Origin of the sequence: Bacteroides sp. AM41-16, assembly GCF_003603495.1 — a bacterium.
Classification (GTDB): Bacteria; Bacteroidota; Bacteroidia; order Bacteroidales; family Bacteroidaceae; genus Bacteroides; species Bacteroides uniformis.
Map to the genome: position 1 here is coordinate 173160 of NZ_QTNE01000004.1, position 13481 is coordinate 186640.

11 protein-coding genes are annotated in these 13481 nt (G+C 49.4%); 3 read left to right on the forward strand and 8 right to left on the reverse strand.

Going from position 1 to position 13481, the window contains the following annotated elements:
* Positions 1 to 26: 26 nt before the first annotated feature.
* Genes DW896_RS05855 through DW896_RS05865 form a run of 3 tightly spaced genes read left to right on the forward strand, consistent with a single transcriptional unit; the run spans position 27 to position 5468 of the window.
* The gene (locus DW896_RS05855; protein ID WP_034523118.1) at positions 27 to 1079 is read left to right on the forward strand and encodes an efflux RND transporter periplasmic adaptor subunit; all 1053 of its coding nucleotides are present in this window, start codon (positions 27 to 29) and stop codon (positions 1077 to 1079) included.
* Positions 1080 to 1129: 50 nt separating this feature from the next.
* Positions 1130 to 4159, forward strand: a complete 3030-nt coding sequence (locus DW896_RS05860) for an efflux RND transporter permease subunit (protein WP_098032308.1) — start codon at positions 1130 to 1132, stop codon at positions 4157 to 4159.
* Between the two features lie 34 nt (positions 4160 to 4193).
* Positions 4194 to 5468, forward strand: a complete 1275-nt coding sequence (locus DW896_RS05865; protein ID WP_098032309.1) for a TolC family protein — start codon at positions 4194 to 4196, stop codon at positions 5466 to 5468.
* Positions 5469 to 5557: 89 nt separating this feature from the next.
* Here the strand turns inward: DW896_RS05865 and DW896_RS05870 are convergent, their stop codons facing one another.
* The 8 genes from DW896_RS05870 to DW896_RS05905 form a co-directional block, all read right to left on the reverse strand.
* Positions 5558 to 6793, reverse strand: coding sequence for a sodium ion-translocating decarboxylase subunit beta (locus DW896_RS05870; protein WP_005826328.1), 1236 nt, complete (start codon positions 6791 to 6793; stop codon positions 5558 to 5560).
* Positions 6793 to 8631 (reverse strand): biotin/lipoyl-containing protein, encoded by a 1839-nt coding sequence (locus DW896_RS05875; protein ID WP_005826327.1) that lies wholly within the window; start codon positions 8629 to 8631, stop codon positions 6793 to 6795. Before DW896_RS05875 ends, DW896_RS05870 begins: the two co-directional genes overlap by 1 nt.
* A 39-nt stretch (positions 8632 to 8670) precedes the next feature.
* On the reverse strand, positions 8671 to 8928 hold the full coding sequence (locus DW896_RS05880) for an OadG family protein (protein WP_005835732.1): 258 nt from the start codon (positions 8926 to 8928) through the stop codon (positions 8671 to 8673).
* A gap of 192 nt (positions 8929 to 9120) precedes the next feature.
* A complete protein-coding gene (locus tag DW896_RS05885) occupies positions 9121 to 9612 on the reverse strand; it encodes an HU family DNA-binding protein (RefSeq protein WP_005835731.1) in 492 nt (163 codons plus the stop codon).
* A 451-nt stretch (positions 9613 to 10063) separates the two neighbouring features.
* Complete coding sequence (locus DW896_RS21810; RefSeq protein WP_005826323.1) at positions 10064 to 10198, reverse strand: hypothetical protein; 135 nt, start codon at positions 10196 to 10198, stop codon at positions 10064 to 10066.
* 221 nt (positions 10199 to 10419) lie between these two features.
* A complete protein-coding gene (locus DW896_RS05895; RefSeq protein WP_005835727.1) occupies positions 10420 to 11994 on the reverse strand; it encodes a peptide chain release factor 3 in 1575 nt (524 codons plus the stop codon).
* A 21-nt stretch (positions 11995 to 12015) separates the two neighbouring features.
* Positions 12016 to 12870 (reverse strand): dTDP-4-dehydrorhamnose reductase, encoded by an 855-nt coding sequence (gene rfbD, locus DW896_RS05900; protein ID WP_005826319.1) that lies wholly within the window; start codon positions 12868 to 12870, stop codon positions 12016 to 12018.
* Positions 12871 to 12930: 60 nt separating this feature from the next.
* Positions 12931 to 13476, reverse strand: a complete 546-nt coding sequence (locus DW896_RS05905; protein WP_005826317.1) for a DUF4924 family protein — start codon at positions 13474 to 13476, stop codon at positions 12931 to 12933.
* Positions 13477 to 13481: the final 5 nt, after the last annotated feature.

Consider the following 13481-nt stretch of genomic DNA (forward strand, 5'->3'; position numbering starts at 1 on the left):
ACGAATAACTATATACTTGTTTACCAATGAAAAAAATGTTTCTTTTCGCCCTGGTTACGACGTTGTTCATCACGTCGTGCGGGCAAAAACAAAAGGGTAGCAATACCCTTATCCGACCGGTGAAGACTGCGCAAATCAGTTCACAGTCGGTTATCCGCAAAGACTTCTCCGGAATAGTGGAAGCCGTGGAATATGTGAGACTTGCCTTCCGCGTCAGCGGACAAATCATCAGCCTCCCGGTTGTAGAGGGACAGCGGGTAAAAAAGGGGCAACTGATTGCCGCCATCGACCCACGCGACATCTCCCTGCAATATGCAGCCGACAAGGCTGCCTACGAAACAGCTGCCGCACAAGTGGAACGTAACAAACGGCTGCTTGGCCGCCAGGCTATCTCCGTGCAGGAATACGAAATCAGCGTAGCCAACTATCAGAAAGCAAAATCCACTTACGAGTTGTCCGGCAACAATATGCGGGATACGCGGCTGACAGCCCCTTTCGAGGGTTCCATCGAAAAACGGCTGGTAGAGAACTATCAGCGTGTCAATGCAGGAGAAGGGGTTGTACAGCTGGTAAATACACAGAAGCTACGAATCAAGTTCACCGTACCGGATGATTATCTCTATCTGCTCCGTGCCAAGGACGTAAAGTTCAAGGTGGTGTTCGACAGTTACCCTGCAGAGGCTTTCGATGCCAGACTGGAAGAGTATCTTGACATCTCCACAGCAGGGACGGGTATTCCGGTGACAATAACAATTGACGACCCGCACTTTGACCGTACACGTTATGACGTAAAACCGGGATTCACATGCAAAATAAAGCTGGCATCGGATGTCGCTCCCTTTCTGGAAGAAAAGCTGATGAATGTACCGTTAAGCGCCGTATTTGGCGACAGTGAAAACCGGAAAACGTATGTATGGGTGGTGGAAGGTAATAAAGTCAGTCGCCGCGAAGTGACCGTTTATTCTCCAACGGGAGAGGCAAACCTGCTTATTTCTAAAGGGTTGGAACCGGGAGAAACCGTTGTGACGGCCGGAGTATACCAGCTGACAGAAGGAGAAGCAATAAAGGTACTAATGTGATTAATCACATTGGCACATTACATTCCCCATTTATCTAAAAAATATTCATTATGAATCTAGCCCAATATTCATTAGACAACACGAAGATAGTCTACTTCTTTCTGGCTGTGCTGCTTATCGGCGGTATACTGTCATTCGGCAGGTTGGGAAAGAAGGAAGACGCACCTTTCGTCATCAAGTCGGCAGTCATCATGACACGCTACCCGGGAGCGGAGCCGGCAGAAGTGGAACGGCTCGTCACCGAACCCATCTCCCGAGAAATACAGTCGATGAGCGGCGTCTACAAGATAAAGTCAGAGTCTATGTACGGACTCTCCAAGATAACCTTCGAACTGCAACCGTCACTCTCTGCCACATCCATTCCGCAGAAGTGGGACGAACTGCGGCGTAAAGTGCTCAACATACAGCCCCAACTGCCCGCAGGCTCTTCTGTACCGACCGTCTCGGATGATTTTGGAGACGTTTTCGGCATCTATTACGGCCTGGTGGGTGACGACGGTTTCTCTTATGAAGAAATGAGAAACTGGGCGGAACGAATCAAGACACAAGTCATCACGGCAGACGGTGTGATGAAGGTAGCCCTTTTCGGTACACAGACAGAGGTCATCCATATATTCATCTCCGTAAACAAGCTGGCAGGAATGGGTATCGACCCCAAGCAGCTGGCCAGCCTGCTACAATCGCAGAACCAGATTATCAATACGGGTGAAATCAGCGCCGGAGAACAACAGTTACGCATTGTGGCCAACGGTACCTACACGACTGTCGATGATATCCGCAACCAGGTTATCACTACCTCCGGCGGACAAGTCAAGCTGGGTGACATCGCCATCATTGAAAAGGGATACATGGAACCTCCCGGCAATATCATGCACGTCAACGGAAAGCGCGCCATCGGTATCGGCATCTCCACCGACCCGACAAAGGATGTGGTAAAAACCGGTGAACTGGTAGACCGGAGGCTTGCCGAACTCATGCCCCTCATCCCCGTGGGGCTGGAACTGGAAAGTCTGTATCCCGAAAACGTGATTGCCAAAGAAGCCAACAACGGGTTCATCATCAATCTGATAGAATCCATCCTGATTGTGATTGTAATCATCATGCTGGTGATGGGCATGCGTGCAGGAGTACTGATTGGCTCTTCCCTTATATTCTCTATCGGAGGCACACTGCTCATTATGTCGTTTCTTGGCGTAGGTCTGAACCGGACCTCCCTCGCCGGATTCATCATAGCCATGGGAATGCTGGTGGACAATGCCATCGTGGTGACAGATAATGCCCAAATTGCCATTGCCCGCGGCATCGACCGCCGAAAAGCGCTGATAGACGGTGCCACCGGTCCCCAATGGGGATTGCTGGGAGCAACGTTCATTGCCATCTGTTCGTTTCTGCCACTGTATCTGGCTCCCTCTTCCGTAGCCGAAATCGTGAAACCGCTATTCGTAGTGTTGGCCATTTCCCTGGGATTAAGTTGGGTGCTGGCGTTGACACAAACCACTACATTCGGCAACTTCATACTGAAAGCAAAGGCTAAAGATGGTGATAAAGACCCATACGACAAGCCTTTCTACCATAAATTCGCCTCCATCCTCGGCACACTGATACGCAAGAAGGCGTTGACCCTTGGAAGCATTACAGCACTGTTCATCCTCTCCCTCATCGTCATGGGACTGATGCCCCAGAACTTCTTCCCTTCTCTGGACAAGCCCTACTTTCGGGCAGATGTATTCTATCCGGACGGGTACAGCATCCGCGAAGTAGAAACCGAAATGAAAAAGGTGGAAGCGCATCTGATGCAGCAGCCGGAAGTGAAACGGGTATCCGTCACATTCGGCAGCACACCGTTGCGTTACTATCTGGCCTCCACTTCCGTCGGCCCCAAACCTAACTTCGCCAATATCCTGGTGGAAGTAACGGACAGCAAATATACCAAGAAGCAGGAAGAGAACCTTGATGCCTACATGAAGGCCAACTATCCCAATGCCATCACCCGTACCATGTTGTTCAAACTCTCTCCTGCTGTAGATGCCGCCATTGAAATCGGGTTCATCGGCAATAACACGGATACGCTGGTCATGTTGACCAACAAGGCTCTGGACATCATGCACCGTGACGGCGAACTTATCAACGTGCGCAACTCCTGGGGCAATAAGATACCGGTATGGCATCCCGTTTACAGTCAGGAGCGTGCACAACCGTTGGGTATCTCCCGTCAAAGCATGGCACAGAGTATCCAGATCGGTACGAACGGCATGACACTTGGGGAATACAGGGAAGGAGACCAGGTACTTCCCGTTCTGTTGAAGGATAAAACTATCGACTCTTTCCGCATCAACGACTTGCGTACACTCCCCGTATTCGGCACTGCACGCGAAACAACCACTCTGGAACAAGTCGTCAGCCGGTTCGACTTCCAGTACAAGTTCTCCAATGTGAAAGACTACAACCGGCAGATGGTGATGATGGCGCAGGCCGACCCACGCCGCGGTGTGAATGCCATTGCCGCCTTCAACCGTATATGGAAGCAAGTGCAAGAAGAGATTGATGTGCCCGAAGGTTACACCATGAAATACTTCGGAGAGCAGGAAAGCCAGGCAGAAAGCAATGCCGCACTGGCAGCTAACCTGCCGCTGACATTCTTCCTTATGTTCGTCACCTTGCTGTTTCTGTTCCGCAGCTACCGGAAGCCGATTGTTATCCTGCTGATGCTGCCGCTTATCTTTATAGGTATTGTACTGGGACTGGTGGTATTGGGGAAATCATTCGACTTCTTCTCCATCCTCGGCTTGCTGGGGCTGATTGGAATGAATATCAAGAATGCCATCGTGCTGGTGGACCAGATTGATACGGAAACCGCTGCCGGAAAAGCACCGCGTGAAGCCGTTATCAGTGCAACGACCACCCGTATTGTCCCGGTGGCCATGGCATCGGGTACCACTATCCTGGGAATGTTGCCGTTATTGTTCGACGCCATGTTCGGCGGCATGGCGGCAACCATCATGGGTGGTTTGCTGGTAGCCTCGGCATTGACACTATTCGTGCTGCCGGTGGCTTATTGCGCCATTCATAAAATCAAGTGAGAGAACATTCAACAATTTACAGTTTACCAATTGAATGATGAAAACAAATATACTTATTCTATCATTACTGTGCTCAGGACTGAATGCCGGGGCACAACAAGCATATCTGAGCCGCGAAGAATACCGCGACAAGGTAGAAGCATACAGCCAGATTCTGAAACAACAGCATCTGAAAACATTCGCCAGTACCGAGGCACGCAAGATTGCCTCCACCGGTTTCCTGCCCCAGATTGACATCACTGCCGAGGGTACCGCCAATCTCAATCATCTGGACCAATGGAACAGTCCGAAAGGAGACTACCACCCTTATACCTATCAGGCACTTGCCACCTTGACGCAGCCGCTTTATACCGGAGGTTCCCTAATAGCCCAAAAGAAAGTGGCGCAAGCCGAAGAGGCACTGGACCAACTTACCACAGAGCTGACCCTCGACCAGATACACTATCAAAGTGACGCCGTCTATTGGAATGCCTCTGCCGCCCGTGCCGGTCTGAAAGCCGCGGCTACCTTTCAGGATATTGTACAACAGCAGTACGACATCATCCAAGACCGCTTTGATGACGGTGCCATCAGCCGCACAGACTTGCTGATGATTTCCACCCGACGTAAGGAAGCCGAATTGCAGTACATCAAGGCACGCCAAAACCATACCCTTGCCCTGCAAAAACTGAATATCCTTATGGGCTCGGAACCGGACGCTCCCATAGACAGCATAGCCGAAATAGATATACCGACTGCCTCCATCATACCTCTGGGCCTGGATGATGTGCTGCTTCGCCGGGCAGAATATGCCAGTACCTCCGTGAACATCGCCCGCAGTGAAGCGCAACGGCATGCCGCCCTCAGCCGCTACAACCCACAAGTCAGCATGTTTCTCGCTACCGGTTGGGATACGGGAATCACCTATATGGGGCAGGATGTACCTCATACTCCCGTCGTAGGAGTCAATGTCAGCATCCCCATCTTCCGTTGGGGAGCCCGCTTCAAGACAAACCGCCAACAGAAAGCCTATATCGGCATACAGAAGCTGCAACAAAGCTATGTAACGGACAATATTCTGGAAGAGCTCTCCGCAGCCACCACAAAACTGACGGAAACTGAACAGCAAGTCAAGACGGCCCAGGAGAATATGATACTCGCCGAAGAGAATCTGGGCCTTGTCACCTTCTCTTATAATGAAGGAAAAGCCAGCATGGCAGATGTGTTGTCCGCACAACTCTCGTGGACGCAGGCACACACCAACCTGATTGATGCGTATCTGGCGGAGAAGATGGCGATGGCTGAATATTGGAAGGTGGTTAGTGAATGAAATGCCCCTCAAAGAAAAACATACAAAAAACTCCGGCATAGCTTTACAAAGCCATACCAGAGTTTCTTTATATTTTTCCTACTGACCGTTTATCCCAGGAATGAAATCAGCACACCCGCCGCAACAGCCGAGCCGATTACGCCGGAGATATTACTGGACATACAGTAATTCAGCACATGGTTTTTCGGGTCATACTTCGTTGCTATTTCATTGCAGACACGGCTTGCCATGGGTACGGCACTCAGGCCGGTAGCACCAATCAGCGGATTGATCTTCTTCTTGCTGAATAGGTTGAACAGCTTCACAAAGAAAATACCTCCCGTAATGGACAATGCAAATGCCAAGAAACCACCAATCACAATACCGATAGTCGTCCAATTCAGGAATGCCTCACTGGTCATCGTGGCGCCAACGCTCAATCCTAAGAAGATGGTAGCTGCATTCATGATACTATTAGCAGCAGCATCAAACAAGCGGCTTGTATCCGAACCGATTTCCTTAATCAAGTTACCGAACATCAACATACCAATCAAAGGTACTGCTGTGGGCACAAATAAAGCAACAATCGTAGTCACTGCAATCGGGAAGATAATCTTCAATACACGCAGATTCTTAATCTCGGTTTTCGAAGGATACAGCTTCTCCTGCTCCTTCATGTTAATCATCAATTCCTTCTTGGTACAGAACAGCTTCACCACCATCGGAATGATGACCGGTACCAGCGCCATATAAGAATAAGCAGCAATGGCAATCGGTCCCAACAGATGGGGAGCCAGCTTGATGGTAGTAAAGATAGCCGTAGGACCATCGGCACCACCGATAATGCCCAACGCACCTGCTTCCTGCGGAGTGAACCCTATCATCACAGCACAAAGCAGTACGGTGAAAATACCTAACTGCGCAGCCGCACCGAATATGGAGAGACGCAAGTTACGGAGCATCGGACCGAAGTCTGTCAGCGCACCCACACCCATAAAGATAACAGGCGGCAGAAAGCCGGTCTTAATCAGCATATAATAAATGAAGTTCATCAGTCCGAGGTCGTGCGCAATCTCGTGCAACGGCATCTCCCAAATATTCTTCATCACCCCGCCTACCATGACCATTCCGTTTTCATCTGCCTGAATCACCCCCATCTCGCCGCCGGGAAAGTTGGCAATGAGCACACCGAAAGCGATGGGTACCAACAACAATGGTTCATAGTGTTTCTTGATACCTAAATAAAGCAGGATGAAAGCGATGGCATACATCACGAGGAACGACGGATCAGCAATGATGTTACTGAAGGCCGTCATATCATAGAGTTTTGCAAATATATCTTCCATTATCCTATCTTCATTAATACATCATCTTCAGAAACAGAGTCACCCGGATTGACACAGATGGCAACAACCGTTCCATCAAAGTCTGCGCGGATGGCATTGTATGTCTTCATAGCTTCGATATAGCAGAGGAGGTCGCCACTCTTCACCTTGTCACCCACTTTCAACGGGGTTTCCTGCGCATTCTTTGTCAGGAAGAACTTGCCTTCGAGCGGAGCCGGAACGTCCTGACCTTCGCCTACGGGGGGAGCTGTCACCTTTTCGGTGGCCGAAGCGGGCAGGTCGATGTCACCGTATGCCACCGTCACGCGGTAAGCCTGACCGTCCACCTGCACAGTGAGCGTCTTGGGTTTGGCATCGTCCAGCGGAGACTTGTCACGTTCGGCACGGCGTTTCTCCACATCCTCCAGGAAGTCCTGCTTGGCCTTGCCACTCTTGTAAGCCTCGTATTGAGCCGGGTGCATGGCGTATTCGAAGAGCTCTTCGTCGTCCTCGCCCAGTTCCCACTTGTTCTCCTTCATCAGCTTGCGGTACTTGTCCAGAGCATCGGGATAGTTGTCCTGCGGATTGCCGGTGAAGAACTTGCGTCCTTCGCGTTCGGCCTTCTCTATGATTTCGGGAGCCAGCTGACCCGGCAGCTTACCTGCCTTGCCCAACAGCATATCCCAAATGTCATCGGCAATCATACCCCAGCGTTCCTTGCCTTTCTCCATAGCAATGACGTTCATCATGGAAAGGTTCTTGACGTACTGGCTGAACGGAGTCACCAACGGGGGATAACCCACGCGCGGCCAAACATATGCCACTTCGTTGAACAACTTGATGAGCAGTTCATCCTGCTTCATGAAGGGCAGGTTGCGTTTTGCCTTGTATTTGTTGATGGACTCCAGATTGGATTCCAAGTCTGCCATCAGACTGCCCATCATGCCACCCGGCAGTCCGGGACCAATCAGCAGGGAGTTCATCAGGCGGTTGCGCGGGCTGATGTACAAGCCAAGGAAGTCGTCCATAAACTCCTGGATGAGTGCGCGTACCTTCATATATGCCTCCATATTGACTTCGGGCACCTGGAAGCCTGCATCCTTCAGCATGGCCTGCACACTGAGCAAGTCGGCATGTCCCGTACCCCAGGAAAGCGGCTCCATGCCTACGTCGATATAGTCGCAACCCGCTTCGCACACTTCAAGAATACTTGCCATATTGAAACCGGGACCCGCATGACTATGATACTGGATAGGAATATCGGGATGCGCCGCCTTGATATTGGCCACAATCTTGCCCAAAGAAACCGGACGTCCGATACCTGCCATATCCTTGATGCAGATTTCGTCGGCACCTGCCTTGATAAGCTTCAGTGCCATCTCCGTGTAGTATTCTACGGTATGGATGGGTGAATGGGTGATGCAGAGCGAGCATTGGGAAATCATTCCGGCATCGTGTGCATAGCCAATAGAAGGAATGATATTGCGGGTATCGTTCAGACCGCAGAAAGTACGCGTGATGTCCGTACCTTGCGCTTTCTTCACCTTATAGAACAGCTTGCGCACATCGGCGGGCACGGGACTCATGCGGAGGCCATTCAGGGCACGGTCCAACATGTGGGTCTGGATACCGGCTTCATGGAACGGCTTCGTCCACTCGCGCACGGCTTTATTCGGATTCTCCCCAAACAGCAGATTTACTTGTTCAAAACCTCCACCATTGGTTTCCACGCGCGCAAAACAACCCATCTCAATGATGGCGGGAGCTACTTTCACCAGTTGGTCAACACGGGGTACATATTTTCCGGCACTCTGCCACATGTCCCTGAATACCAAACTGAACTTAATTTCCTTTTTCATACTAAATTATTCGGTGTGTTTTTATATAAGATTATTATTTCAGATTTTTTCTACCTTAGCAACTTTACCCTTACCTTGTGTCACTACTGTTACGGCTGCACTGATAGCTGCCAGAATATTACCGGGGACAGGTGCGGGACCATTTGCCGCAGCTTTAGCCGGTGTCACCTCTTCGGGCGCATATTTATTCACCAATGCAATAAGAGATTTTCCTAAGTTAATAACAATCAGCAGGATAGCGAAGACTGTTGCCATACCTACCACCATCAGCAAAAGTGCTGTATTCAAGTTTTCCATATTATAAATTATTAGTTATTCAGCCGAATTTACGAAAAATCGCTCGAAATTAGCGATAATCCATTAAAGAAAGGCAGAGAAGAATGATAAAAGATGCTAAAAAGTAAAGCTTCCCGCACAACCAATGAGGCGGTACAGGAAACTTTTAGCATAAAACGGTGTCAGTCATCAATTGCTTTCAAGGAAGGAGAATCAGCCCAACGGATTCTCACCCTGGTCGCCGTCGTTGCCGCCGGGGGTTCCACCGGTATTGTCGCCGGGAGTAGTACCGGTGGAGGTAGAAGTCTTACCCCACTCTTTCCAAACAATCTTTGTATTCACCATGCTGCGGGTAGTCACCTGATTGCCACTATTACGCTCCACTTCGGGCAGGAAACGGACACGTACTCCGTTTATCAGCGAAGCGCTTACCTCCTCAGCCGTCGGCACCCCTCTTTTGGTAGAGGTAGCAGTATAGTAGAAAGTGCCTATACCGTCTATCTTCACAGTACGTCCCTGCCCCATGAAATTGCTCAATACACGCCCCAAGTTCTCCATCACCGCATACGTGTCACCACGGGTCACGGTAGAAATGAAAGACAGTTCATCTGCCACTTCACGGGTAGTAACCGCCTTGCCCCAGGTTACTGATTGAGGATACCACAAATCGTTTACTTTTTTTTGAACTCTTTTAAAAAATGCCATAATCGTAATGTTTTAAATGATTAATAATAGGTATATTCTGTTTCTCTTGTCTCACCCGAGAAGCAGAAGTTTTCATCGTGAGGCCTCAACGATTCAGCCGTCTGCTTTTCTCAAATTCGATGTTGCAAAGTTAGGGTGGGAAACAAGGGAAAACAAGAAAATGGCATCTACAACCGATTTTCACAAATCACTCAAAAACAAAGGATTACAAAAACCATATCTCTACAAGAAGAAGGGGGGAAATAAAGCTTAAATAAGAGGAATAAGGTGATAATCTCTACAAGCGACACACGCAAACCCCTGATAATGAAGCCACCTGTATCTTCCTATCTCTACAAGGTAATTGTTATAAGTTATTCTTTGCAATATGACATCATTTATGAGTTTATGCCAGTGAAAAGAAAGAATAAACACATAGAGAGAATGTGCCTCTCTACGTGTTTGGCTGATTTTACTTTGTTACCGCATTATACAAATCCTGATAGGTTTTCACCACACTATACACCAAAGTTCTATCGGCAGGTTTCGAGCAGGCTGTCAGCCCCAGAAGGAGAATCAGCAGGAGAAAAAGGAAGGTATGTTTCATCTTGAAATTTTGTGTTTATAATAAGTAAGGTGTAAAATCGGTAAGGAACGAGCTTACTTCAACAGTTTTCATAATCAATGCATATTAATCGTTGCAGAAACAAAGGTAACACTTTCTTCCCACAATAAATAAAGAGGTACAAAGTTTTTCATTACTTTGTACCTCCTCTTTTTCTTCGACTTGCATCATTTATAGCCGTGAGTCAGCAAAAATCGTATAGCTTAGAACTCGCTCGTAAAGTGGAACTTGATATGCTTGAAGTCCATCTGCGCCATCTGCAACACATATCCGCTGTCCGCCAGGAACACATCCCTACCCTCGCGGTCTTTCGCCATGTACTGGTATTTGCGCTTCTTGAAGGCTTCCAGTTCAGCCGCATCATCGCTCTCAATCCAGCAGGCTTTATACAGACTGAGCGGCTCCCAACGGCACTTCGCACTGTATTCGTTCTCCAGACGATACTGGATGACCTCGAACTGCAACTGCCCCACCGTACCGATAATCTTACGCCCGTTGAACTGGTTGACGAACAACTGCGCCACACCTTCGTCCATCAACTGGTCGATACCCTTGGCAAGCTGTTTCTGCTTCATCGGGTCGGCATTCTCAATGTACTTGAACATCTCCGGAGAGAAACTCGGAAGCCCCTTGAAGTGAAGCGCCTCGCCTTCGGTCAGCGTATCGCCAATCTTAAACGTACCGTTATCCGGCAGGCCGATAATATCTCCCGCCCAAGCCTCATCGACAGTTGTCTTGCGCTGCGCCATGAACTGCGTAGGCGACGAGAAACGCATCGTCTTGCCATGACGTACATGCAAGTACGGGGCATTGCGTACAAACTTCCCGGAGCAGATTTTGCAGAAAGCGATACATGAACGGTGATTCGGGTCGATATTGGCGGTTATCTTGAAGATGAATCCGGTAAATTTAGGTTCTTCCGGCTCCACCTCACGTTCTTCCGCCTTCACGGAACGGGGACTGGGAGCAATCTCCACAAAGCAATCCAGCAGTTCCTGCACACCGAAATTATTCAGTGCCGAACCGAAGAACACAGGAGCCAGCTCACCCTTCAGATATTCCTCCTTATCGAATTCGGGATAAACACCGTCTATCAGTTCCAGTTCGCCACGCAGCTTATCGGCCAGCTGGGCACCAATCCGGTTGTCCAATTCCTCGGTATGGATGTCCACTTCCACCTTCTCCGTCACTACCTGCTTGCTGGGCTGGTAGAGGTTGAGGTTATGCTCGTAGATATTGTAGACACCCTTGAAACGGACACCGCTCTCGATAGGCCACGTCAAGGGACGCACGTGGATGTGCAGTTCCTCCTCCAGCTCGTCCAACAGGTCGAACGGGTCTTTGGCTTCACGGTCCATCTTGTTGATGAAGATAATCACCGGCGTATTACGCATACGGCAGACCTCCATCAGCTTGCGTGTCTGCGTTTCCACACCTTTCGCACCGTCCACCACGATGATAACACTGTCCACAGCCGTCAGCGTGCGGTAGGTATCTTCAGCAAAGTCCTGGTGACCCGGAGTATCAAGGATGTTGACCTTGTAGTCATGGTAGTCGAACTCCATTACAGAAGTGGTAACGGAAATACCACGCTGTTTTTCAATATCCATCCAGTCCGACGTTGCCGTCTTCTTTATCTTATTGCTCTTTACGGCACCCGCCACCTGGATTTGTCCACCAAAAAGCAACAGCTTCTCGGTCAATGATGTCTTACCGGCATCCGGATGCGCAATAATCGCAAACGTTCTCCGTCTCTCTATTTCGTTGTTATTGGCCATATATCAATTAGTCAGTAATAATCACTCTTCCAAATTCTTCATGCAGACGGCAAGGCTCGCCTCCCAATGGGGTATATCGATGCCGAATGTCTTCTTTATCTTTGTCTTGTCCAACACAGAATAATGCGGACGCGGTGCCTTGGCAGGGAATTCGTCCGTATGCAGCGGACTTACCTTGCAGCTCTTGATACCTGCCAGACGATGGATAGCCAACGTAAAATCATACCACGAGCAGACTCCCTCGTTGCTGAAGTGATAGATGCCGGGCACGATTCCCTGGCTGATAGCCGCAAAGATGGCGCGTGCCAAATCATTGGCGTATGTCGGCGTACCTATCTGGTCGAATACAACTCCCAGCGTCTCGCGCTCGCGTCCCAAACGGAGCATCGTCTTCACAAAATTATTTCCATAAATGGAATAGAGCCACGCCGTACGGATGATCATGGCACGGCTGCAATACTTCATCACCGCCTGCTCACCCGCCAGTTTGGTAAAACCATATACTGAATTGGGACAAGTAGCCGCCTCTTCCGTATAGGGGGTGTGTCCGGTTCCGTCAAAAACATAGTCGGTAGACACTTGTATCAATGCAGCACCGCAAGCTTCGGCAGCGGCAGCCAGATAGCCCGGAGCGACATGGTTCAGCTTGTCGCAAAGCTCCTGATTGTCTTCCGCCTTGTCTACAGCCGTATAAGCGGCGCAATTCACGATTACATCTATCCGGTTGTCCTTCACAAACCCGTGCACAGCTTGTTCGTCGCAAATGTCCAATTCCTGCACGTCAGTGAAAAAATAAGCATGTTGTCCGTTTTCTTTCGACAACACTCGCATTTCATTGCCAAGTTGACCGTTGGCACCGGTTATCAGAATATTCATTTAATAAAGTTACACTTATATATAGAATGTTACGATGAACAATATTTTCCTCCATAATTATCAATTATCCATCAACTCCAATTCTCCCCGCTTCTCCTTGTCATAATAGTTGGCAAGCAACGAGACGAAACCGCTGATGGCCTCCATAGCCTTTGCCGTGCCCTGACTGATTTCCTTCTTCTGCAAGCGCAACAGCAGCACTCCATAAAGCGCCTCGAAACAAGTGTCTACCTCAGGCTCCTCTTTCCGGCCGCTCTTCTGGCGCAGCTCCACGATAAAAGGCAGTGCCTTGAAATAAGCCGCATTATAGAACGGATATTTCGTAGAAGCCAGTAATTCGCCATGCAGCTCCGTCAGGTTCAGAATGACATTCCGGTTGATTTGCAGATGTCCTTTTTCCGTTACGCCTTCCGCACGCATCATATCTGCCAGATTTCCATACCATTCTTCCAACGCAGGCCGTTCCTCCTCCGGATAGCGCAAAATGATGTTCTGGCGTATCCGGTCTATGTCACAGCCGTTGGCACGGAGCAAATCCTCCACCTGCCACATATATATAAGGTATTCGGCTATATTCTTTTCTTTCAGTTGTTGCGCAATCTTCACGATAA